The sequence below is a fragment of the Vibrio sp. TAP-3B genome, assembly GCF_057784735.1.
The window spans coordinates 597,070-621,297 of the sequence record NZ_CM173495.1; the positions used below are offsets into that span (position 1 = coordinate 597,070).

Sequence of the window (24,228 nt, forward strand, 5' to 3'; positions counted from 1 at the left end):
AAGTCACTTGGGAATAAGATTGTCGGCTTTGTCAACAAGTAAGGGTATTGTGGATTTCCACATATTTAGAAAGTCAGGGTAAACGCGAGCCCTTATTGGCTTACTGCTTAGATTATAGATTATCCCCAATAAAAAACGATAAAGGGCAGCTCAAATTCGCTGCCCTTATTTGCTTTGTTACGCTTTGAAGATTTTTGCGGGTAAGGATTGACGTGCGGCGGCACCGACGACCCAGTCGAGTAAAACGCCTTTTCCTTCTCGGGTAGGGTCAACCAAACCAATGTCGTTAATGTTTACGCCGTCTTGGCTGCGCGTTTGCACGGGCTGCTTTTGCTCTCCAATCCAGTGTGAACGCTGTCCTAACTCCGTATGTCCAAATCCGTGCTCAAAACCGAGAGTGCCTTGGCGAATACCACTGACCACCATCGCGAGAGCTTTAGTACTGGCTGACGGAGTTTCGATAATAAACTCGTCACCGGTTTCAATACCTGCGCGCTCTGCGTCGATAGGGTGAATATAAACTGGGTTAACTCCTTTGATGGAGTTTAACCTTGGCGATAAATTCGATACTGCACTGTGAATGTTGGACTTAAAGTTGGTTAAACTGAACGGCCATTCTGAACTTGGATATTGCTCATCTAACGGTGTACCATCGGCCAGCTTTTGTGGGTGCCAGGTTGGGCAGCCAGTGTAAAAATGACCCGTCATGGTGTTTCTTGCACTGCCGACGGTCTCATTCCAAATCGCGACAGGGCGTGTCCATTTATGTTTCATCTGTTCGCCTTGATATGCCTCGGTTGCATTTTCAAAGCGACCGCCGCGCGCAAAAATAAACGCCACGCGTTTCATTTCGTCGGGGGTTAATGTTTTTTGCATACTTGGGATCAAACGCTCCAAACCTGACCACGCAATATCTTCGGCGGACACTTCATGTACCCCGCCTTTTACGTAAGCCAAGTTAGCCGCAGAGCGTAAGTAGAAATCTTCCGCACTATGAAGTCCGTGCCAGTTTCCCTGCGCGTCTTGAATGGCGTTATCGCCAAATCCGCCTAATTGCATTTTCTTCGCAACATCAATCAGAAAGTTTTCTAAGCAGATACTGCGACCATCGACGGTTTTCTCTGTACGAGCGTCAACAATCGGCCAACGAGCGGTGACGGTTTTCACTGGCACACCATGCCAAGGAGTTGCCATTCCCCAGCTTTCGTAGGTCACGGTATCCGGTACGATGTAATCAGACAAAGCGGTGGTTTCGTTGATGAACGCGTCGACTGAGACAATCAATCCTAATTGCTTTGGATCTTTAAGCTTGTCTTCTAACAACGTTTTTAAGCCGGGTACACCATACATCGGGTTCGCCATATGATTGATCCACGCTTTTACACGATATGGGTATCCGTCAATGGCCGCAGATAAATGCTCAGTAAGCAGAGGCGCGGCGAACGGGTACCAAGGGGCGCGAGTCGGGTAAGGAGATTCGCCTGCTGCGACACGACGTTGATATTCACTGGTTTTATGGTACGGAAATTTGCTACGCGAAAGGAAGACGCCTTTCGGGCCAACCTTGCCGGCAAATTTGGTGAAGTCATAGCGAGGCCCATTGCCAGAAGTCGGGTATCCTCCCGCCTTTGCCATCGCGCCACCTTTCATGTTGATATTACCAATCAAGGCGTTGAGCATCATAATGGTAAATGAGTTATAGAAACCGTTCGTGTGCATGTTGCCACCGTGGGTATCGACAACCGCTTTGGTACCGTGGCTGGTGAATCGTTTTGCTAACTCAATGATTTGTTCCACCGCGATGTCACATTGTTGGCTGTAAAAGTCCAAACTGTATTTGAACGCCTCTTCTTTGAGTCTTTGCAGGGAAGATTTAACTTGAACGTCACCCGATGCCAGTGTCACGGTTTTATCGACAAACAGTGCCGCTTCATCAGTTTGGGTATGAACACCAAACTCACCGCTTTGTTGATCGACAATAACATACGGGTCAGAATCAGACAGTGCTTCGCCTTCAAACGCCAGTTCAAGATCGGACGCACGCAAGAACGTGCCGTTTCTAGGGTGCTGCTCATCGCTTATCACCAAATGCGTGGCATTACACCAGTGTGCTGTTCCCGCTCGCTTCATGGCGTTAGCGCCCGGCTGAGATAAAAAGGTTTTATTGTAACGTTGGTTGTCAATGATCCACTGGATCATGCCAAGCACCAGTGCTGAGTCGGTGCCAGGTTTAATCGGTATCCAGCGGTTGTTGTCACCGGCCGCTAAACTAGATGAGCCTGCCGGTAAGCTTGGAGTGATGATGGTGTATTCCAACTCGCCTTCAGTTCGCGCCTTCGCCAGTTGACGAGCCTGACGCTTAAATGGGTTGCCCGCTTGGGCTGGCGACATACCAATGAAAATGATGTATTCTGCGTTGTCGAAGTCAGGCTTTAAATGGGCGAACTTTTTCAAGTCATTCATAAATGCGCCGCTGCCAGCACGGAACGCATAGCCGCAGTAAGATCCATGGTGACCAAAGTTACGTGTACCATAGCTGTTAAAAGCGAAGCGTTTGAAGATGTCGTCTCGGCCTTCGTTCCCTGCGTTAGTCATTAACAACTGGTTCGCTTTCGGGCCATATTCTGGGCTGTCTGGATCCACGGGAGCGTTTAAATCTCGAATAGTACGTAGACCGTCAACATGACCCTCACCAAAGAGATCGCCACCTTCGACGACTTCGTCTACTAATTGCTCATAACTAATTGGGACCCATTTACCTTCGCCTCTTTTCCCAACACGTTTCAGTGGTTGGGTTATGCGATATGGACTGTTACGAATTTCTAACATGCCATTGCCACGAGCACAGGCGGTTGAGCGCCCTTCGAGGCCAGACTCACCCGCCATACTCAAATACGCTTCTTTTACTGGGGTCTCAAACGGAATGTGTTGCTGGTGAGAAAGCGGATGATATGGGTTGCCGCTGATACGCAAAATTTCGTCACTGCGGTTATCAACGCGAACACGCAAACCACACAGCGACCAGCAGCCAAAACACATTGAGGGTGCAACACGCTGGTTTGGGTTTGGGATCAGATTGCCCTTGTTATTGACTTTGTATTCTGGCTCAAGGGAGTTGCCGTGGTGAATGTCACGAGTCTTTTTACCTGCGGTGCCTTCAAGTGCACCTTCGACCATGTGTTTGGTGGTTGTGGCATAACCTGCAGCGAATGCGCCAAGCCCACCCACAGCAAGGCCTGATTTCAAAAACTGACGGCGTTTGTTATCCATAATGAAATCCTCTTCGATTAGCGTTCAGTTAAGGTGAGTGAAGTCGCGTTTGCTTCGGTGTTCTTTTTAGGTTGAATCAGTTCTGAGCCGAGTAAAGCCAATGCAAGCCACAACCCGAGCATGCCTACAATGCCTATCCAGCCGTTACCATCCATGGACAGTTGGTATGGATAAAGTCCTGCATCGTATTTGGCGATAGTTTGTACTTCCATGATCGTGACCCAACGAACCAGCCAAGCACTGGTTAAAGCAACCAACGATATGCAAGCAACCCCCATAGTGCGTCGCAAGCTCGTCGATGTAATGGCGGAGGTTTTATTGTCACGTAGTGTGATAAGCGTGAGTAATACGCAACCTAAGGTGATAAAAGTGAGTAGGGCAATGTTACTGACCCACTGCTCGCTTGAGTAGAGAGAAAAGGTCGCGTTATTAGAAGCCCAAATCGGCAGGAGTATCAGAGTCAACACGCCGCTAATGACTAACGCTTTTCTGAGTAAGTTAGTATCACCCGCAGTGAGGTTTTTTGACTGTTGAGGTATCAGTAGCCAAATCAGTAAAGCAAAGCCGATAGCGCCCATAAATGCGGTAATGAACCAAAGAATGGGTGATGCTGGTTGATGCCATAAAGAACGTGATTGAACGATGGCAATTTCAGCCCCGGTATAGAGTGCGATGCTTAGGCCAGAAAACACGGTTACCCCAGAAACCATAAGCATGGTTCTGCGTGTGATTGCCCACTCACCGAGTGACAATTTCGATAACAGCGGCAATATTTTTCCCGGTTGATGGCGCAAAGCCATAAGATCATGACGCAGATACAACCACGCGGTTATGACCGCTAAACCAGAAAAAACAGGCAGAAAGAGTGAGCCTAAGGACATCCAAGACCATGGCGTGATATGGGCGTAAAAATGCCACGCACGCCCGGGTTGGTGCAAATCCCCGGTTAAGGCCAGTGGACCGACAATAGCACCGATGGCTAAAGTCAGCACCAAGGCGACACGAAGTCGATGGCTGGTATGTTGTTCAAACAGCAAAGCAATTAAGAACAAAATAGCGGCAGCGTAAGCCGAGCCGATGTAGAAGAAATATTGCACAGCCCACGGTAGCCAAGCCATTGCTTGAGGTTGGATTAACACTTCAGTGATGTTCATGCGTGCTCTCCTTGTGGGTCATAAATGGCGGGTTGCGCATCGACAGGGTGAGTAAAACGTTCATCCATTCCGATATAAAACACATGTGGCTTAGTGCCTTCGTTGGGTTTAAGCACTTTGATGTCATCTTGATGCTTCGCAATTAAGTGGCGAATTTCGCTGGTTGGATCATTTAAATCACCGATAACGCGAGCACCACCGACACAGGTTTCCACACAAGCAGGCAGTAAGCCTTGCTCTAAACGGTGTGCACAAAAGGTGCATTTGTCTGCGGTTAGGGTTTCTTCGTTAATAAAGCGAGCGTCATAAGGGCATGCTTGCACGCAGTATGCACAGGCCACACAGCGGCTGTTATCGACCATGACGATGCCATCTTCACGTTGAAACGTGGCTTGAACAGGGCAAACCGCCACACACGGCGGATTATCGCAGTGGTTGCAGAGGCGAGGCAGCATAAAGGCTTTGGCTTCTTTAGTGGCCTTGGAACCATCATCGAGGATGACTTCATACTGTTTCACCGTCGTACGAAATTGGCCGATAGGCGCTTGGTTCTCAATACTGCAACCCACGGTGCAAGCTTGACAGCCGACACATTTCCGTAAATCAATGACCATGGCATAGCGTTTGCCGACCTGTCCTTTTCGGTCGGCGGATTGGTTATTTCGAATAACATTTCCCGCGGTTGCGGTACCAATACCAGCGACGGGGATCAGCGCCGCACCGGCTGTGACGGCGCTGAGAAAGCGACGTTTGGTGGAATCCATAACTCACCTGCTTAGTTGTATTTAATCTGACTGACTGCATCCATTGTGAGAAATGCGTCGTGATGCTGATATAGTGGATTTCCACATACCCAGACCAAAGTTGATCTAAAACAAATGTGGTTTACGCTGCGTTGCTGCTATCCTTGCGGCACACTTTCGACGGAACGATTTGATTCATCATGAAAAACGCACCGCCGCTGCTTCAGTTTTGGATTCTTTGCTTGGCTGCATTTTCGCTTGTGGCTCAAGCTACCTCGACCATTCAAGGCCCACAGCACGACGTTAAGCCGCAAGCCGACATCGGCGTTTTAGCGATACGTGGCCACCTTTACGCAGAGCAGCGATGGCAGCCAACCATCGATTGGTTAAATCAGCAAATTACTGATGTGCATTTTGTGCTTCATCCGCTCAATTTGGATGAGATGGGAGAAGCGGTGAAGTTTCAAAGCATGGATTTCATCTTAACCAACCCTGGCCAAGCCGTTCGATTGGGTCGGCAATATGCGCTTTCTTGGATGGCGACACTGACCAGTCGCGCGCCGAAAAACTCGAATTACGGCATTGGTTCTGCGTTAGTGGTGCGTGCTAACTCTTCTTATCAATCATTGCAAGACGTCATGGGATTGCCAGTGGCTGCGGTCTCGGAAAAAGCTTTTGGGGGCTATCTGACGTTGCGTTACCAAATCGTAGAAATGGGACTCGATCCGAACGATTTTTTCGCGGATGTTCGTTATCTCGGTTTCCCTATTGATGCAAACTTGTACCAGCTGCGCGATGGCAATGTACAAGCTGCCGTCGTTCCGGCTTGTTTATTAGAACAGATGCAAAGGGAAGGGCTGTTACAGCCAGGCGGTTTTCGGGTTCTGAACCCACAGTCAAGCGAATGGTCATCTTGCGCCGTTTCCACGTCTCTCTATCCCAATTGGTCGTTTGCTAAAACAGAGCGAGGCGCTTCGCTACTAGCGAAAAGAGTAGCGCAGCAATTGCTCGCCATGCCGCCGGAACATCCTGCGATTATCGCCGCAGGCGCATCGGGATGGACCTCTCCCGTTAGCTTGTTGACGATTGATAAGCTTTATCAGGCATTAGATCTTCACCCGCTACAACAACCTTGGTGGCAAGACGCTTTACGTTGGCTACGCACTCATCAGGAGTGGGCATGGGCATTGTTCATTTTTGTGATTGTGTTAAATGCTTACCACTTTTGGCTTGAGTACCGCTTCAGCAAGAGTAAGCAAGCGCTTGAACAGACTTCATTGCGATTGAAAGAAAAAAGCGAACAGCTAGAGCATTCACAACGAGTGGCTATCGTCGGAGAAATCGGCAGCAGCCTTGCTCATGAGCTGAACCAACCGTTGGCGGCGATTCGCAATTACAGCGAAGGCGGCCTGTTACGCTTGGCCAAGAAACGTCCGCATCAAGATATTGTACCCGTGCTCGAGAAAATACAGGGACAAGTAGAAAGAGCCGATGCGATTATTCAGCGTTTAAGAAACTTAATCCGCAAACGCAGTGTCGAAAAAGCGCCGTGTAACATGGATGTGTTAATTGAAGACACGATAGAGTTGCTCCATTTTAGGATGCAAAAGCAAAATGTATCTATGGTGACCACGACAGAGGGAAAGGCTCGTCCCTTATTGGCGGATGTGGTTGGGGTTCAGCAAGTGTTGGTCAATGTGATCAGCAACGCCATTGATGCTTGCGTCGACTTTCAAGAAAAATATCACATGTCAGATTATCAAGGTAAAATCGCGCTTCATACTGACTATCAAGCTAAGCGACTCTGTATTCGAGTGTTGGATAATGGTACGGGGTTAGAGCAAGACAACCCAACGCAAGCTTTTGTGAGCAGTAAACAAGAAGGGCTTGGGCTCGGCTTGACGATTTGCCGTGATGTGATGGAAATGCACGGGGGAGAGTTGGTTATCCAATCAGCCAAGCCTCATGGTTGTTTGGTTGAGCTTGTCTTTCCGTATCAAACCGAGGGTCGACAACCCTAATGCCTTAAAAGGAACATTTGATGAGCAATAGTGAAAATCCGCTGCCAGTATATGTGGTCGATGATGATGAGTCAGTACGTGATTCGCTGGCATTTATGTTAGAAGAACATGATTTTGAGGTGACGACGTTTGCTAATGGACGCTCTTTTCTGGATGAAGTCGATATCCATCACGCGGGTTGTGTGATTCTGGATAGCCGAATGCCTAACCTGCGTGGTCAACAAGTGCATCAAATATTGAATCAGGCTAATAGTCCGTTAGCGGTCATTTACTTGACGGGGCATGGTGATGTGCCAATGGCGGTTGATGCATTGCAAGCTGGCGCAGTGAACTTTTTCCAAAAGCCCGTCAAAGGTGATGCGTTGGCGCAAGCGATTATACAAGGTCAGGCGCAGTCGGTATTAAGCTTTAATATGGCCGAAGCGAAAGCCGCTTACGCATCGTTAACGCCACGAGAGAAAGATATCTTGCGTTTGATTATTGAAGGAAAACGCAACATTAGAATTGCCGATGAGTTGTGTATTGCGATGCGAACGGTAGAAGTGCATCGTGCGAATTTGCTGAAAAAATTCTCAGCGAAAACGGTGGCAGAACTGGCGTATATTTACGGTAAACTAGCACTTTGATGATGTGTGAATAACCATAGTCAACTAACCTCAAGAGGTTTGGTTCAGTAAGAATAACGTGGTTGACAGGCGCGGCCACGATTTGAACCCTGTATCTTGACGCGATTAGGTATATACAACTTGAGCTTTACGGCAACTTGGGTATTATCTTCAACGTTTTTATCTGTTTCTGATTGATTATGAGTTTATTGACTTCACGATATAATTCGTCCAACAAACGGGCGAAATGGCTACTGGCTATGATTGGCTGGGTCGTTGTCGTGTGTTTGATGCAAAACTCTGGCTTGGCATCATCATGTTCAATAAATTATGAAACGATCTCGCCTTCGATGTTAGTGGGGGATGACGCTTATGTCGTCCAAACAGATAAAGGCAAAGACTTGAGTCAATGTGAGCTGTCTGAAAAGTTAATCCAGTTTGCTCAGCACCAACTTGAGGCGTTCATTGTTGTATTATTCGTTGGGATTTTGGTATCCGCTATTTGGCGCGGTAGTGTTGTTACCCGCGCAAGACAATGGACGGAACCAATCCGATACAAGTATCGAGTCCATCTAACTTTTTGTGTATTCCGAGAATGACAAGTGATTTCTGACCAATGCCGTCAGCCACGTATTACATTTGTTTTTTAATTAGGAATCACTATGAATCACACGACAACAATGATTCGAACAACGTCGATATTCATCATGACGTTGGTTTTGAATCTATTTTCTCTCCAACTTTTTGCTCAGACACCCGATACCGGTTGGATGACCAATCCTCAGCACCCGCCTGTCAAAACCCGCTTCGTATTGACAGGCCAGCAAGATCCACAGGCAAAAACACTCACTGGCTATTTGGATGTGCAGTTAACGGGTGATTGGAAAACCTATTGGCGATCACCCGGGGAAGGGGGGATCGCCCCGTCTATTGATTGGCAAAACTCACAAAACCTAACCAAAGTGGATTGGCAATGGCCGTATCCTCAAAAGTTCGAATTATTGGGTATAGAAACGCTCGGTTATAAAGGCGATACCTTATTTCCGATGACGCTGCATATTGAAGACATGTCCAAACCGGTCAAACTTGATGCAGTGTTAACCTTGTCTTCCTGCACCACCATTTGTGTGTTAACGGACTATCCAATGCAACTGACGTTTCACCCTTCAGAGTTAAACATCGATGAAGACGTGATGTTCAGTTATGCCCAGGCCGTGAGTCGCGTCCCGCAATCTTCACCATTTGTTGACGTCACACAAACAAGTTGGGATGCGGCACAATCAAAATTGCAAATCAAGCTAACGAACACGCAAGGTTGGGATAATCCGCAAGTGTTGGTCGATGGTGTCGATGAAGCAACTCGCGACTACAGCTTCAAGTTGGAGGCTATTGATCAAGAAGGCGATAGCCTAACGGCGAATTATGTGGTTGATACGTGGCTTGGTGATGTGGAACTTAATGATCAGTCTTTATTCGTCTCAATCAAAGATGCCAACCTGCTGGTGGAAGAAGTCACGCAAGCAAAAGCAGAGCCGATAGCCGCGTCATTACCGACGACTTCTTTAGCGAGTGTATTTTTATTGGCACTCCTAGGTGGATTAATTTTGAACATTATGCCTTGTGTTCTTCCGGTGCTTGGCATGAAACTCAGCAGTATCGTAGCGGCACAGGGGGTTGAGCGTCGTCAAATCCGTACGCAATTTATAGCCTCGTCATTGGGGATTCTTACCTCGTTTTGGCTACTGGCTGGCTTCATTTTAGCGTTAAAGTTGACCGGCAACGCCATCGGTTGGGGGGTGCAGTTCCAAAGCCCTTGGTTTTTGGGGGGGATGGTAGTCGTCACCAGTCTATTTGGCGCCAATATGTTAGGGCTGTTTGAAATTCGTCTTTCGTCTGATACCAACACTTGGTTGGCGTCAAAAGGTGGTAACTCTCTGATCGGCCACTATGTTCAAGGCATGTTTGCCACGTTACTTGCGACACCTTGCTCTGCGCCATTTTTAGGCACCGCCGTCGCCTTTGCATTGGGTGCAGATGTGCTGACGCTGTTTGCGACATTTACTGCGCTAGCTTTAGGCATGGCCCTGCCTTGGATTTTGGTTGCGGTTTTTCCGAGCATTGCGTTGAAGTTACCAAAACCTGGCCAATGGATGCATGTCGTTAAGATAGTGTTTGGCATCATGCTGTTGGCAACCAGCGTTTGGTTGTTGTCTCTTATGGCGAACCACGTTCCGGTGTTATGGGTGGCTTTAATTGCGGTAGTCGCCTTGATAGTGATGATGGCTCGGGTAAAGCGAGTATACGGCGATAAGGCGTTCGCAGTCTCAAGCACCGCGTCGTTGGTGATCATTGCAGGTGGCTTATTGCTTGGCAGTGTCACCGCGAATCAGTGGGCGAAACCGCTTCCTGAGGATCTTGCGTGGCAAACATTGTCTGACGCGACAATTGAAGAACATGTCAATAACGGACGGGTGGTATTTGTGAATGTGACTGCAGATTGGTGCGTGACATGTAAAGCGAATAAGATCGGTGTCATTTTGCAAGATCCCGTTTATTCGTTATTACAAAGCCCTAATGTGGAACCATTACAAGGCGACTGGACACACCCAAATGACTCAGTGACTAACTTTTTACGATCGCATGGGCGTTATGGTGTGCCATTCAATATCGTATATGGTCCAGCGGCGCCTGAAGGTATCCCTTTACCCGTGATTTTGACTGACAACCTTGTGGTCAAAGCCATGCAACAGGCAAACGGGGAGACGAGTCTGTGAACGCAGAAAAAAAACGCAAGTCACTGAAGTACTGGCTTGGTCAGGTGCTGCAAATGGTACTCATGATCACCGTGATATCGGTTGCCATCGATTGGTACCGCACCAAAGATATTCCTAAAGAGCAGGCACCGCCGTTGAGCGCAGTCATGACGAATGGTGAATACTTAGATGTGATTGCTCAAAGTCATGAAGCGCCTGTGGTCGTCTATTTTTGGGCGACATGGTGTCCAGCATGTAAGTTTGTTAGCCCAAGTGTCAGCTGGCTTAGCGATGATTATACTATTGTTGGTGTTTCAGGAACTTCTGGGCCAGATCAGCGCGTTGAACAGTTTATGCAGTCAAAAGAGTATCGTTTTGACAACATAAACGATCCCAAAGGCAAAATAATGCAAGCATGGAAAGTGAATGTCACACCAACGCTTTATATTTTGAAAAATGGCAAGGTATCTTCCATCACCACCGGCGTGACCACTCCTGTCGGAATATTGGCAAGAATTTGGTTGGCTCGTTAGTTCGCTGACGCGTCAAATTGGAATATGGGCAAGAATATCAGAATGTATGCGTCAGCGAGGATGATTGTACAGTTGCATTACAATAGCACTGGCGTAACAACTGGCTCGACATTGGCCGCAACCATTGCATAGTTCGTGATTTAAGTGTGGCAGTTTATCGGCTTGAATAGAGATCGCGTTCTGTGGACAAGCAGAGGCACACTGCTGACACTCCATCTGCAGGTAGTTATTACAGTTTTGAGTAAAGTGCGGACGTAAGTTGATATCTATTGTCATAGCAGTATGGAGTGCATCAGTAGGGCAGGCTTTGACGCACTCACCACATAAACTGCATTCATTATAATCGAGGTTAAGTTGAGCGAGTTGATCGCCTAGTTCTATAACACTGTTCGGGCAAGCCTTTAAACAGTCGCCACAACCATCGCACAGACGTTCAAATAAAGCCTCGTCCACAGCCTGAGGTGGACGAGCTACTGAGCGAGGAGTGATCTCTGACTGTTGAACCTGTTTTACTGGTTGCCGAAAACGAGTCAGAAAACCACGTCGACTATTATCAATCGATTCGTTCATCTAAATATATCTTCTTTTGCGACACATGAATGCTTTGTTTTTGAAGCAAAAAGTTTAGCCATTCCAACACATCTTTAGCTAATAGTTGATAAAACAAGTTTGGTGCTTTGTCACTCAGCTGTTCTAGGTAGGTTTTCCCCCAAGGCATCAAGTGTTGACCAATTAGCTCGTGCGCGGCGTTGGCGTTGCCTTGCTCAAGCAAATACGCGTAGGCTAATAGCATTAAACCGAACTGATCTTCCGGTTCACGTTGCTCTGAGTCTAAGGCGATGCCGTGCTGTTGTAAGAATAGGCGATATTGAGTATTTGACGCGCCAAATAAGACTTGTTCTTTGTCTAAGTACACTGACCCCCAAGGTGGAATCGGCATGAATCCCATCCCTTCGAATAACACGCTAAAGTCATGTTCAAGTTGTTCTGCATCCAAAGATGAAAGTGCAATCAGCGTTTCATTTTGAAGAACATTTTCTGAGACTAGTGCGCTAACCAGTTCGATAGTTTCGGCTTTATTACGCTTGTGGTAGAACAATGTTCCCAAAAGTTTCCCAGTATTGATAATGTTTTTCATTTTGATGCTCTAATCTCGCGAAGTGTTTAGACATTCTCCAGAATATTGCTGAGAATTCATCTCAAAAATGAAAGAAAGTGACAGTTTATAATAAAATTCATACTAACTTTGACATATATCAATAGAGATTGTGGTCGTCATTTTCTTAGCACGTCATTACCCCTAAAGTGTTATCGGTAAGCAATGTTAAGGCATATAATTATGACAAAAAATAAACAGCAATCTGATTTGATGAACTTGACTCGTCGTGGGTTCATTAAAGCCACTTCTGCGGTGGGGAGTGCAGCTGCTTTGGCTAGTGGTATCAGTTTACCATTTAAATCCAGCCCTGCTAATGCTGCAGAATCCGTTACGAGTGACGAGAAGGTGGTTTGGAGTGCGTGTACGGTTAACTGTGGTTCGCGCTGCCCGCTACGCATGCACGTGCAAAATGGCGAGATCAAATACGTTGAAACCGACAACACAGGTACAGACGTTTTTGGTGACAGCCCACAAGTAAGAGCGTGTTTGCGTGGCCGTTCAATGCGCCGCCGAGTGTATAACCCAGACCGACTTAAATACCCAATGAAACGGGTTGGCAAACGTGGTGAGGGTAAATTTAAGCGTATCAGCTGGGAAGAAGCTTACGATGAAATTGCGACCACGATGCAACGTCTTATCAAAGATTACGGTAATGATTCTATCTACCTAAATTACGGTACGGGCACGCTTGGCGGTACGGTGACTAAATCTTGGCCGCCGGCATCTACGTTAATCGCTCGCCTGATGAATTTATGTGGTGGTTATTTAAACCACTATGGTGATTACTCTACGGCGCAGATAGCGGAAGGTCTCAGTCACACCTACGGTGGCTGGGCGATGAATAACTCCTTCTCTGATTTGGCAAATGCGAAGCTTAACATTCAGTTCGGTAATAACCCGGCTGAGACGCGTATGTCAGGTGGTGGCTTGATTCACCACTATGTCGAGAGTAAAAACAAGTCTAATGTCAAAACCATCATTATTGACCCACGTTATACCGATACAGCCGGCGGACGTGAAGACCAATGGATCCCAATCCGTCCATCGACCGATGCAGCGTTAGTTGCGGGATTAGCTCATGTCATGATCACTGAGAATTATGTCGATCAGGCTTTCTTAGATAAATATTGTATTGGTTACGATGAGAAAACGCTGCCAGCTTCAGCACCAAAAAACAGTGATTACAAGTCCTACATTTTAGGCTTGGGTGACGATGGCGTTGAGAAAACGCCGGAGTGGGCTTCTAAGATCACCGGCATCCCTGTCGACACTATTATCAAGTTAGCCCGTGAAATGGGCGCGAATAAACCATGTGCGATTCATCAAGGTTGGGGTTTACAACGTACCGCGAATGGTGAATTGGCATCACGTGCAATCGCTATGTTGTCACTACTGACGGGCTCTGTTGGGGTCACGGGTGGCTCGACGGGCGCGCGCGAAAGTGACATCAATATTCCTTTTGTTCGTTTCCCTAAAGTTCCTAATCCAGTAAAAACCTCTATTTCCATGTTCTTGTGGACCGATGCGATTTATCGTCACCATGAGATGACAGATAAAACTGACGGTGTGCGTGGCGCCGAGCGTTTAGCTAACCCGATTAAGATGATCTGGAACTACGCGGGGAACTGCCTAGTAAACCAGCATGCGAATATCAATAAAACGCATGAAATTTTACAAGATGACAAAGCTTGTGAAATGGTTGTGGTTATCGATAACCACATGACTTCTTCCGCGAAATACGCCGATATTATCTTGCCGGACTTAACCACTTCGGAACAGGACGATTGGGCGATGGACGGTAAAGCATCGAATGCGCCTTACTTTATCTATGCACAACAAGCGATAGAGCCTCAGTTTGAAGCAAGAAGTATCTATGAAATGTGCTCCGAGATTGCTAAGCGTATGGGGGTTGGTCAAGCGTTTACTGAAGGTCGAACACAGCAAGAGTGGGTTGAGCATTTGTATGCAGAAACTCGCAAGCAAGATCCTTCTCTGCCAACTTTTGAAGAGATGAAAGAACTGGGGATTTATAAGCGTCAATATCAACGTGATTACATCGCCTATCAAGATTTTCGTAATGATCCTGAAGCGAACCCGCTTTCAACCCCGAGTGGTAAAATCGAAATCTACTCAGAGACACTAGCGAAAATTGCCCAAGAGTGGACGCTAAAAGAAGACGAAACGATTCACCCACTGCCTGTCTATGCAGACTCGTTTGAGGGTCACAATGATCCACTGGCGGCGAAGTACCCATTGCAGCTAACAGGGTTTCACTTTAAAGCGCGTTGCCACTCTACTTACGGTAATGTTGCTTTGCTTAAAGCAGCAGCGCGTCAGGAAGTATGGATTAACCCTATCGATGCTCAGGCTCGTGGAATCAAAAATGGCGATATGGTGAGCATCTTTAATGATCGTGGTGAAGTGCATATACCAGCCAAAGTGACGCCACGTATCTTGCCGAATGTCGTTGCGTTAGGCGAAGGTGCCTGGTACGCGCCTGATGGACAAAAAATCGATCATGCTGGTTCGATTAACGTATTAACCACCCAACGACCTAGCCCACTAGCGAAGGGTAACCCTCAACACACCAATTTGGTGGATATTCAGTTAGCGAACAAAGCATAAGGTAGGTCAGGATGAAACAATACGGCTTTTACATAGATTCAAGTAAATGCACAGGTTGTAAAACTTGCCAGCTTGCTTGTAAAGATTATCGGGACTTGGATGTGAAGCGTAATTATCGCCGCGTATATGAATACGCTGGCGGTGGCTTTGTCCAAGATGGGGATACGTGGATTCAAAATGATGTCTTCTCTTACTATTTGTCTATCGCGTGTAACCATTGTACAAATCCAGCGTGCGTGAAGGTGTGTCCGTCAGGGGCAATGCATAAACGAGAAGAAGATGGCTTAGTGGTCGTCGATGAAGACATTTGCATTGGCTGCCAACACTGTAGCAATGCTTGCCCGTATGGCGCACCACAGTTCAATGCCGAAAAAGGGCACATGACCAAGTGTGATGGTTGTTATGAACGTGTCGCGGAAGGCAAACAACCGATGTGTGTTGAATCATGCCCACTGCGTGCGCTCGAGTTTGGTGAAATCCATGTGTTGCGAGAGAAGTATGGTGTCAACGCTGATGTGGCACCATTACCATCATCACATCTTACGTTGCCAAATATCGTGATTAAGTTAAACAAGAATGCTAAACCAACGGGCGATACCACTGGTTTCCTAGCTAACCCGAAGGAGGTTTAAGATGATTTTCCATGAGTATTCTTTAATCTTCTTTACGGTATTAGCGCAAACGGCGGTTGGCGCTTATTTACTGATCAGTGCTCGCTCGTTAGTCATGGGGTTCGATGAAGAGAAAATTAATAGTTACAAAGTGCCGATGTTTGCTTTATGGGCGATCATGGGCCTCGGGTTTCTATTCTCGACGACTCATTTGGGATCACCATTAAGGGCATTTAATTCGTTTAACCAGTTGGGTTCGGCTTGGTTATCTAATGAGGTGTTCTTTGGTGCGGCTTTCTTTGCTGTAGGCGGACTACAATGGCTGCTATCCGTATTGAAGAAAGGTGGCGCGGGCGCTCAAAAAGTCCTTATGATTGGCGCAATGGTGCTTGGCTGTATTTTTATGTATTCGATGATCAATGTATACATGATTAATACGGTACCAACTTGGTTCAATATGTACACACCATTAAGCTTCGTGATGACCATGGTGGTTTGTGGCTTGCTGTTATCACAATTGGTGATCGTTTCAGCTAAAGACAGCCGCTTCTCGGTCGATCGCAATATGGTTATCCTTGCGATTGTCGCGGTCGCGATTAGCTTGATAGTGATAGTCGGTAAAATGAATCTAGTCGGCGACATCCAAAGCTCTATTGTTAAGGCGTCAGATCTAGTGAATGGTCTAGGAAGCTACCTTGCTATACAAGTAGGACTTCTGTTGGCAGGCCTATTCATCTGGGTATTACCAATGGTGAATAAGTCGAGTGTTAATCCAGTCAACTTAACCGTGGCTCTGGTATTGATCTTAGCATCAGAGCTGGTAGGTCGTGGTCTGTTTTACAGTCTACATATGACGGTAGGGCTCTAATAAACCCTGGCCATACGCTTAGGCATAACAATATAACCCCTTCGAGGAAACTCGAGGGGGTTATTGTTATGTGGCGTCCTTTTCTCCCCCAATGCTGGTTGAAGAGTGTGAGCAACCGTCATCTTTTTCATGTTTTTTATTCCAACATTATGGAGTCTGATACATTATCTTTACTCAACTAATTGGGTACTATTTGTTGTGGTCGCTCAACATAGGAGATAGGAATGTTATCGAAAGAAAACACCGGCTTAATTGTGGTGGATATTCAGGGAAAGCTTGCTACATTGATGCATGAAAGTGATGCACTGATTGAAAATATCACCAAACTCGTTAAAGGTGCCAAAGCGCTGAAGTTGCCTATTCTTTGGCTAGAGCAAAACCCAGAAAGGTTGGGGCCAACGGTGGAGCCAATCCGTGAAGTGCTTGAAAAAGAACATTTGCCTATTACTAAGTACACATTTGATGGAGGCAAAGAGGCAACGTTTAAGCTGGCTGTAGAGAATGCAAACGTCGATACGTGGTTAGTTTGTGGTATTGAAGCGCACATTTGTGTTTATCAGACCGCGAGCGCTTTGCGTCAGTTTGGGTATCGTGTTGAGTTGGTGACCGATTGTATTTCTTCTCGTACCTCGACAAATAAAGCGTTGGCACTTGCGAAATTAACCGCGCATGGCGTGGTGTTAACGGGTCTGGAAATGTGCTTATATGAGATGGTAGAAGATTGTCGAGCTCCAGAATTTAAAGAGATCCTGACGCTGATTAAATAATCACTTACCACTAACGGCGCATCAAGTGCCACGTAACTTGTCGGTTACTCGAACTCTCGTTGATATCTTGGCAGCATCGATTCGTTGCCAAGTAACCCTCCCTGATGAATATAGATCAATGTTTTGTCACTATTCTCTTCCAACCATGGGGTTAGGCACTGCCACATATATGGATCGTAAAGCAGATCAAATTCGAGATCGGTTTGCTCATAAAGCGCTTTCCAAGTCATATAATCTTCTTCGTATAAACGACCGAAATGGTGCTTGTTGCGCGTCGTTAAAACGGTCGGATGACTACGCTCATCGAGTTGGTTGAACTGCTCTGTTAAGTAACTGGCGTCTCCCACACAAGGGCAAGTGAGTACTTCGATGCCATGTGGGCTTAGATGTTTATGAAGATACAAGGCGGTGGTACCTGTGCCGGAAGGCAGTGCTACAGCAAACTGCTGTTTACTTCTAACTCGCGTCCAATCAAGAATCTCTCGCGCTAACTGTTTGATGCCTGATTCTGCAAGGTACGAACGTCCTCCCTCTGGAATGAACAAAGTCGAATCATCCAGTCCGCGAACTTGAGTAATGTACTCACTAGGATGAAGAGGGCTGCCAATGTCTTGCAGCGCGGTGATTTGCATGCTTAAGTCGAGCGCGCCGCGATAGTTACCGATGGGGAGGCTTTTCAGCCAAGGTGGAATGCGGTGAACATAAAACTCAAACGCCCAACCTTTAATTTTGGCTAAGGCCGCCAATGAGAACATAGCGTTAGATTGAGCAGACCCATAGCTTATCAAGGTCGTGATGTGCGGATTTTGTTCTTCCATTAACGCCATAAACTTGCGCGCTTTGTTCCCAGAAAAATGAGAGTGCAGCATGTCATCACGTTTTAGAAAAAACGTATGTCCATTAAAGCGATGTTGGGTGATGGGGCTTTCTGAGAGTTTCATATTGATTCTGACGGAATGAACCGTGTCACCTTTGCCAGTTGAAAGGTGGCACAGTTTACCCGTTATTGAATGAAGGTTGTAGGAGTTTTCGCTTTAGGGTTGTGCTTGGGCTCTGATTCGGTGCTCTCAATGGACAGATCAATGCTCGCTTCGCAGCCCCCATTGGGGTGCGTATTAAGGGTGAATTGCCAAGCATAACGGCGACACAAATCATCTACGATCATCAGGCCTAAACCATGGCCTTCCGCATCAGGGATCGCAGAGAAGCCTTCGCCCTCATCTCGAACGTACAGCGCGCTATCTGTCATCGTAATATGAATGGCTCCCGCAGACGTGACTGCAATGGCATTGCGAATTAAATTACTCAAGATAATATTGAGTACCGCAGTGGTCGCCTTGGTTCGCGGATGGCCTAATACGCAGATGTTAAATGTGAGCGACTTTTGATCCGCTTGCGCTTGGCTGAGTGCGACAATGTGATGGAGCTCTTGCTCGGATATCATGCGAGTGGGGTTGTCATTGGCATTCCGCTCATACCGAACGAGGCTTAACAGCGCATCGACCATTGTCGACATTTGCTCTGTTGCACCTTGAATACGACCGATCTGACGCTCTTGAAAGGGAGTGCTAGGACCTCTCGCTAGCATGCTGCTTGAGCCTTTCATTACCGTTAAGGGGGTTCTCAGTTCATGACTCGCATAGCGCGCAAAGGCCTGCTCCCGCTTTATCACTTGATTGATTCGGCTTCGATACTCGTTGAGCTGATTGGCTAGGGTTTGAAACTCATTGGCTGAGCCGTCAGGAACAACGAACTTTTGAGTAGTGTCGCCTTGATGTCTATCTAATTGGGACTTTAGCGCACTGACTGGCTCGATTAAACGCTGAGACAATCTCGATAAGAGAGCACCGAAAATGAGCAGTAGTCCCGTGACAACCGCCAGTACTATCAAGATGACATACACAAATTCGGTGGAGGTGATCTCTATTTCATCGATGAGAGAAATTAAAATAATTGGATGTTCCTCGCCATCATGCGTGTAGGTGCTCATGTAAATCATGCGGGTGTCTGGCTCGTCAGCGACCTCTGCGAGAAAGTAATTTTTATCTTGAATAAAGGGTTGATAGATTTCAGGAACCAGACTGATATCGTTGTAAGCGGTGGTCAGCAAGTCGAGTTTTATCATGCCATCACTTGGGTGGCTCCGAAAATGCTCAATGGCTTCTTTCTTGTCGATCATAATTCGTCGTTCACCGACACGATCTTCTGACCAAAGCAGGGCGCCACTGACCAGAGCAAAACAGAGTAGACCAATCACAATCGATACCAACAAGAAGAACAGTTCCAAGCGTCCGGTCAGAGTTCTCGTGTTGTTAAATAAACGACGAATCACGCTTTCGACTCCAAGCGAAAGCCAACTTTGGGAATGGTTTTCAACAAATGTTCTTTGAATGGCTTGTCGAGCTGGCCCCGAAGTTGATAAATGTGGCTACGCAGTACGTCGTTATTTGGCTCATCTTCTTGCCATAAGCGAAAAGCGATCGCTTCACGCGTGACGACGTCAGGAGCGCTCTTCACCAGCATTTCCAGTATCGTATAAGTAGTAGGGTTTAATGCCAGTAGTTTGTTCTGACGATAAGCCTGATGTGTTTTTTGATCGATAAACACTTCGCCGTACTGAAGTTTGGTCGAGGCAACCGTGCCGTGGTAACGCTTTATTAATGCGGTCATACGCGCTTTAAGAATATCGAGGTCGAACGGTTTTGTTAGGTAATCGTCGGCACCATGCTGGAAGCCTTTCAGCATGTCGTCACGGCTATCGAGCGCAGTCAGCATCAATACTGGCGTGTTATTGCCCGCATCTCGTAGCTTGTTACACAGCGTTAGGCCATCCATGCGCGGCAACATAAGGTCAAGCAAAATGATGTCGAAAGCATTATCCATCGCCAGTTTTAAGCCTAACTCACCATTATCTGCGTAATCGAGTTGCATGCCAGCACACTCAAAATAATCGAACAACATTCCCGCTATTTCACGATTATCTTCCACCAAAAGTACACGCTGCATTTATTCTTACCCAATTTCGATACATTCGACTGTCAATCTTAACGAACATTATTCACTACTGGTGTGAAAAAGTTGTCGACAATGATTCTTTTATCGTTGTGTCTGCGTTCAATGTGTAACCAAAATACAGTAGTGAGGGTTCATGTAAATGTGAAACTGCTTTTTTCACTATCTATCAATTAATCCTGATGTATACGCACTAGAATTGCAGTGGTGGCAGAAGAGGTGATGGATATCATGTCGTCATCGGTGGACATCAACAACGAACTAACGACGAAGACCAGTGATCTTCATGGTGAGATGAGCAAGTTTAAGCTTGCTTAGTTAAACGAGTTTGTATCCTTCATATAACCTAACAGAGCTCGCTGCCGACAAGGTCGTTGAGATAAAAGTCGGGTAAAAATAAAAAGGCTCCAGAATTATTTCTGGAGCCTTTTTATTTTTGTTGGCTGGTTAACTCTTAGTGAATTAACGACGTTTTGGCTTATGCTGGCCAGTTGGTTGTCCTTGACCTTGTGGGCGACCTTGTCCTTGAGATTTGTTACCAGCAGGGCGATTTGCACCTTTGCCGTTCGGACGTTGAGCATTGTTATTTGGTCGTTGCCCGCCTTGTACTTTACCTGAACTGTTACGGTTACCTGATGCTTTTTCATCACGTGAGCCGCCTTCTGGGCGTTTGTTTAAGTGGCCACCGAACCCCGGTTGATTTTTGGTGTGTTTAGTCGCGAAACGGTTTGCACCGTGACGGCCTGACTTACGGCGTTGTGCGGGGGTTTGGGAATCCATATCTTCCGCAGGTACTAAACAGGTCGGTTTATCACCGATGAGGTGTTTTTTACCCATGCAGGCCAGTGCCTCACGGATCATCGGCCAGTTGGCTGGATCGTGATAACGCAGCAGGGCTTTATGTAGACGGCGTTGACGCTCACCCTTAGCCACTGGAATATCTTCACGCTTTTTGTACTTTACACGTTTCAGAGGGTTTGTCTCTGAGTAGTACATCGACGTTGCGTTACACATCGGCGATGGGTAGAAGTTTTGTACTTGATCACATTCGAAGTTGTTTTTCTTCAGCCACAGCGCAAGGTTTAGCATGTCTTCGTCTTTTGTACCTGGGTGTGCAGAGATAAAGTAAGGGATTAAGTACTGCTTTTTACCTGCTTCTGCACTGTACTTCTCGAACATCTCTTTAAAGCGATCATACGTGCCCATGCCCGGTTTCATCATCAGATCCAGAGGGCCTTTTTCAGTATGTTCTGGTGCGATCTTCAAGTAGCCTCCAACGTGGTGAGTCACCAACTCTTTCACGTATTCGGGAGACTCGATCGCAAGGTCGTACCGTACGCCAGATGCGACCATCACTTTCTTCACCCCTTCTACTTTACGCGCTTCGCGGTATAGGTCGATGGTGTGTTTGTGGTCTGTATTTAGCTTGTTACAAATGCCCGGGAATACACAAGAAGGACGACGACAGTTCGCTTCCGCTTTTGGATCTTTACAGCCCAGACGGTACATGTTTGCAGTAGGGCCACCAAGATCGGAAATCGTGCCGGTAAAGCCCGGAACTTTGTCGCGAATTTCTTCAATCTCGTTGATGATAGACTCTTTAGAGCGGTTTTGAATGATCCGACCTTCGTGCTCGGTAATGGAGCAGAATGAACAGCCACCAAAACAACCACGCATGATGTTTACCGAGGTTTTGATCATGTCATACGCTGGAATTTTTGCTTTGCCATACATAGGATGAGGAACACGTGCGTAAGGCAGGCCAAACACAAAGTCCATCTCTTCGGTTGTTAACGGGATTGGCGCTTGGTTTACCCAAAGTTCACGATCGCCGTGGCGTTGGAGCAAGGCGCGGCCAGAGTATGGGTTGGTTTCTAAATGCAACACACGGCTGGCATGGGCATACAGAATACGGTCATTTCTTAGCTTCTCGAACGAAGGCAAGCGAACCGCAGTTGTCGCAGCATCGTGGCGCGATGGGCGAATCGTGATTGGCTGTGCGGCTGGTGGTTCATCTTTCTTAGTCTCACACTGAGTTTCTACTTCGTAAGGGTTCTTGGGTACGAACGCTTCTTTACGAGGTTTTTCAATGCGAGAAGAATCGATAACCGTGTAACCTTCTGGCGCGGCTGGCAAGTTCACGGCCGTACCACGAATATTCGTCATGGTGCTGATGTCTTCGCCATTTGCAATGCGATGCGCTACTTCTACAAGTGCGCGTTCTGCGTTACCGAAAAGTAGGATGTCTGCTTTTGCATCGAATAGTACCGAGCGACGAACTTTATCCGACCAGTAATCGTAGTGCGCAACACGGCGTAGGCTGGCTTCGATACCACCTAAAACAATAGGCACTTCTTTATAAGCTTCACGACAACGCTGAGAGTAAACCAAAGTCGCGCGGTCTGGGCGTTTGCCCCCTTCGTTATTTGGTGTGTATGCGTCATCGTGACGAAGTTTTTTATCTGCGGTGTAACGGTTGATCATGGAGTCCATGTTACCCGCAGTGATCCCGAAGAACAGGTTTGGTTGACCAAGTTGCATGAACGCATCTTTATTTTGCCATTCAGGTTGAGCAATGATACCGACTCGAAAACCTTGTGCTTCTAAAAGACGGCCAATGATAGCCATACCAAAGCTCGGATGATCCACGTAGGCATCACCCGTTACAATAATAATGTCACAGCTATCCCATCCTAGGGCATCCATTTCTTTGCGGCTGGTCGGCAAGAAAGGTGCCGTACCAAAACACTCGGCCCAGTATTTTTTGTACTCATGAATAGGATTGATGTTATTGGTCATATTTTGTTCTCTGTTCCGGGGAGCGCGAATTATAGCGATTTGAGGATTAGGTATCTATACCAAACTCATCTATTCAAGCTTAGTTGATCGACTTTATTTGGTTTGTAAAAGTATCAACGCTATATCGGTGGCTTTCTGTTTAATATCACCTTGAAAGCGTTATGGTTATACCGTGAATCGTGAACATGAGTCTGATTGAAAAGGGGTGAGGGCTGTGAGTGATGTAAAATAAAAGGCACGTTGTGTTTAGGTGGTTTGACGATGGGTGATTTGCTATTATCGCCGTCCCAAAACGACTTTTGAGCTCGCATTCAATATGATTCAACAATTGCTGGTTACTTTCCCTCCAATGTTATTTGGCGCACAAGCGCTACTGACTTTGCTTTTGATCAAAGGCGATGTCTGTCCGGGTCAACGAGGTCGTTTGCACAAAATGTTACCAGCCGTGGCGGTATTATGGTTGGCCGTTGCCTCACTGCGTATTGAAGCTTTTATGGTCGTATTTGCGATATTCTATTTTTATTCGCAGGTTCAAACAAAGAAAACGCGTGATAAGGGGCCGTTATGGGCAATGCACCTAGCTAACGGTTTGGCCTTTGCGTTTGTGAGTATCCAAGTGTTTGAACAACCGAATTGGCCTGCCGCGATTGCCATGGCTCTCATGGTGTTGTTTCTCGGGGCGTCTTTTTCTCAACTGCTTCTTACGATTGCACGCAGTCGTTTACAAGCTTTTCACCGAATTTTGCCCGTCGCGGGGATTGTGTCAGGTATGCTTTTAGTGATTGCTACGCTATTTTCTTCTTACCAGCTTGATGAAGCGACACTGAACGCCGCGACGCAGCCGATTCTATTATCTTTGGCAATGTTGATTTCTGCTATCATCGTTTGGTGCTGGCATATTTTTACTCATAAAGCACCAGAAAAAATACAACTGAGTGTGGCTTTGTTGCTTGCTTTATCATCAATGACGAGTCTACAAGGTCTATTTTCACTCGCTGTTTAAGGCTATGTTGACGGCATGATTTAAGACCAGCCTCACTTTAAATTTACCCAATTATGTCTACGCTGTATGTATAGTTGTCGAAGAGGAGTGTCGCGATGGATTTAAGCAATGTAGGTAATCTAGACAGCATTATTTTACTAGGTATCGTCAACGAAAAACTGCGCTTGGAGTGTGACAGCTTTGACGAGTTAGTCTCAGTTTATGAAATGGACGTAGAATCGGTCGTGGGCAAGCTTGATACGCTCGGTTATCAATACGACCCACTTACCAATCAATTTAAAGCGTATGAACGCTAACCCATCTTA

The 24,228-nt window shown here is 46.7% G+C and carries 20 protein-coding genes; 11 read left to right on the forward strand and 9 right to left on the reverse strand.

Features of this window, described 5'->3' with window-relative positions; genetic code table 11:
* Window positions 1-177 precede the first annotated feature (177 nt).
* Genes AC3D28_RS02885 through dsrO form a run of 3 tightly spaced genes read right to left on the reverse strand, consistent with a single transcriptional unit; the run spans window position 178 to window position 5,188 of the window.
* The gene (locus AC3D28_RS02885; protein ID WP_488535476.1) at window positions 178-3,270 is read right to left on the reverse strand and encodes a molybdopterin-dependent oxidoreductase; all 3,093 of its coding nucleotides are present in this window, start codon (window positions 3,268-3,270) and stop codon (window positions 178-180) included.
* A 17-nt stretch (window positions 3,271-3,287) separates the two neighbouring features.
* On the reverse strand, window positions 3,288-4,424 hold the full coding sequence (nrfD, locus tag AC3D28_RS02890; RefSeq protein ID WP_488535477.1) for an NrfD/PsrC family molybdoenzyme membrane anchor subunit: 1,137 nt from the start codon (window positions 4,422-4,424) through the stop codon (window positions 3,288-3,290).
* Complete coding sequence (gene dsrO, locus AC3D28_RS02895) at window positions 4,421-5,188, reverse strand: sulfate reduction electron transfer complex DsrMKJOP subunit DsrO (protein ID WP_488535478.1); 768 nt, start codon at window positions 5,186-5,188, stop codon at window positions 4,421-4,423. Before dsrO ends, nrfD begins: the two co-directional genes overlap by 4 nt.
* A gap of 179 nt (window positions 5,189-5,367) precedes the next feature.
* Here dsrO and AC3D28_RS02900 point away from each other — a divergent pair, with 179 nt between their 5' ends.
* From AC3D28_RS02900 to AC3D28_RS02920, 5 genes are all read left to right on the forward strand, one after another.
* Entirely contained in the window at window positions 5,368-7,188 is a 1,821-nt protein-coding gene (locus AC3D28_RS02900) for a sensor histidine kinase (RefSeq protein WP_488535479.1), read from the forward strand.
* A 20-nt stretch (window positions 7,189-7,208) separates the two neighbouring features.
* The gene (locus AC3D28_RS02905) at window positions 7,209-7,814 is read left to right on the forward strand and encodes a response regulator transcription factor (protein ID WP_488535480.1); all 606 of its coding nucleotides are present in this window, start codon (window positions 7,209-7,211) and stop codon (window positions 7,812-7,814) included.
* Window positions 7,815-7,993: 179 nt separating this feature from the next.
* Window positions 7,994-8,392 carry a hypothetical protein gene (locus tag AC3D28_RS02910; RefSeq protein ID WP_098415981.1) on the forward strand — a complete coding sequence of 133 codons (399 nt, stop codon included), beginning with the start codon at window positions 7,994-7,996 and terminating at the stop codon, window positions 8,390-8,392.
* Window positions 8,393-8,455: 63 nt separating this feature from the next.
* The gene (locus tag AC3D28_RS02915) at window positions 8,456-10,567 is read left to right on the forward strand and encodes a protein-disulfide reductase DsbD family protein (RefSeq protein ID WP_488535481.1); all 2,112 of its coding nucleotides are present in this window, start codon (window positions 8,456-8,458) and stop codon (window positions 10,565-10,567) included.
* Window positions 10,564-11,079 (forward strand): protein disulfide oxidoreductase, encoded by a 516-nt coding sequence (locus tag AC3D28_RS02920; RefSeq protein WP_098415979.1) that lies wholly within the window; start codon window positions 10,564-10,566, stop codon window positions 11,077-11,079. Before AC3D28_RS02915 ends, AC3D28_RS02920 begins: the two co-directional genes overlap by 4 nt.
* A 51-nt stretch (window positions 11,080-11,130) precedes the next feature.
* Here AC3D28_RS02920 and napF read toward each other — a convergent pair whose 3' ends face one another.
* Window positions 11,131-11,649, reverse strand: a complete 519-nt coding sequence (gene napF / locus AC3D28_RS02925; RefSeq protein ID WP_098415978.1) for a ferredoxin-type protein NapF — start codon at window positions 11,647-11,649, stop codon at window positions 11,131-11,133.
* Window positions 11,633-12,217 (reverse strand): molecular chaperone TorD family protein, encoded by a 585-nt coding sequence (locus AC3D28_RS02930; protein WP_488535482.1) that lies wholly within the window; start codon window positions 12,215-12,217, stop codon window positions 11,633-11,635. The genes napF and AC3D28_RS02930 overlap by 17 nt, the downstream gene beginning before the upstream one ends.
* A gap of 201 nt (window positions 12,218-12,418) precedes the next feature.
* Between AC3D28_RS02930 and AC3D28_RS02935 the strand changes: the two genes are divergently transcribed.
* The 4 genes from AC3D28_RS02935 to AC3D28_RS02950 all read left to right on the forward strand — a co-directional run bounded on the left by AC3D28_RS02935 (window position 12,419) and on the right by AC3D28_RS02950 (window position 17,109).
* Window positions 12,419-14,863 carry a DmsA/YnfE/YnfF family dimethyl sulfoxide reductase gene (locus tag AC3D28_RS02935; protein WP_098415976.1) on the forward strand — a complete coding sequence of 815 codons (2,445 nt, stop codon included), beginning with the start codon at window positions 12,419-12,421 and terminating at the stop codon, window positions 14,861-14,863.
* An 11-nt stretch (window positions 14,864-14,874) separates the two neighbouring features.
* A complete protein-coding gene (locus tag AC3D28_RS02940) occupies window positions 14,875-15,495 on the forward strand; it encodes a DMSO/selenate family reductase complex B subunit (protein ID WP_098415975.1) in 621 nt (206 codons plus the stop codon).
* A 1-nt stretch (window position 15,496) separates the two neighbouring features.
* Complete coding sequence (locus tag AC3D28_RS02945) at window positions 15,497-16,342, forward strand: dimethyl sulfoxide reductase anchor subunit family protein (protein ID WP_488535483.1); 846 nt, start codon at window positions 15,497-15,499, stop codon at window positions 16,340-16,342.
* Between the two features lie 224 nt (window positions 16,343-16,566).
* A complete protein-coding gene (locus AC3D28_RS02950) occupies window positions 16,567-17,109 on the forward strand; it encodes a hydrolase (RefSeq protein WP_488535484.1) in 543 nt (180 codons plus the stop codon).
* 44 nt (window positions 17,110-17,153) lie between these two features.
* Here the strand turns inward: AC3D28_RS02950 and AC3D28_RS02955 are convergent, their stop codons facing one another.
* The 4 genes from AC3D28_RS02955 to AC3D28_RS02970 form a co-directional block, all read right to left on the reverse strand.
* Window positions 17,154-18,050 carry a 1-aminocyclopropane-1-carboxylate deaminase/D-cysteine desulfhydrase gene (locus AC3D28_RS02955; protein WP_488535485.1) on the reverse strand — a complete coding sequence of 299 codons (897 nt, stop codon included), beginning with the start codon at window positions 18,048-18,050 and terminating at the stop codon, window positions 17,154-17,156.
* A 62-nt stretch (window positions 18,051-18,112) separates the two neighbouring features.
* Window positions 18,113-19,441 (reverse strand): sensor histidine kinase, encoded by a 1,329-nt coding sequence (locus AC3D28_RS02960; RefSeq protein WP_488535486.1) that lies wholly within the window; start codon window positions 19,439-19,441, stop codon window positions 18,113-18,115.
* On the reverse strand, window positions 19,438-20,115 hold the full coding sequence (locus AC3D28_RS02965) for a response regulator transcription factor (RefSeq protein WP_098415970.1): 678 nt from the start codon (window positions 20,113-20,115) through the stop codon (window positions 19,438-19,440). The genes AC3D28_RS02960 and AC3D28_RS02965 overlap by 4 nt, the downstream gene beginning before the upstream one ends.
* Window positions 20,116-20,583: 468 nt before the next feature.
* Entirely contained in the window at window positions 20,584-22,920 is a 2,337-nt protein-coding gene (locus AC3D28_RS02970; protein ID WP_488535487.1) for a YgiQ family radical SAM protein, read from the reverse strand.
* A 316-nt stretch (window positions 22,921-23,236) separates the two neighbouring features.
* On the opposite strand from AC3D28_RS02970, the gene AC3D28_RS02975 reads away from it, so the two are divergent.
* Entirely contained in the window at window positions 23,237-23,923 is a 687-nt protein-coding gene (locus AC3D28_RS02975; protein WP_488535488.1) for a hypothetical protein, read from the forward strand.
* A gap of 95 nt (window positions 23,924-24,018) precedes the next feature.
* A complete protein-coding gene (locus tag AC3D28_RS02980; RefSeq protein ID WP_098415968.1) occupies window positions 24,019-24,219 on the forward strand; it encodes a DUF4250 domain-containing protein in 201 nt (66 codons plus the stop codon).
* Window positions 24,220-24,228 lie beyond the last annotated feature (9 nt).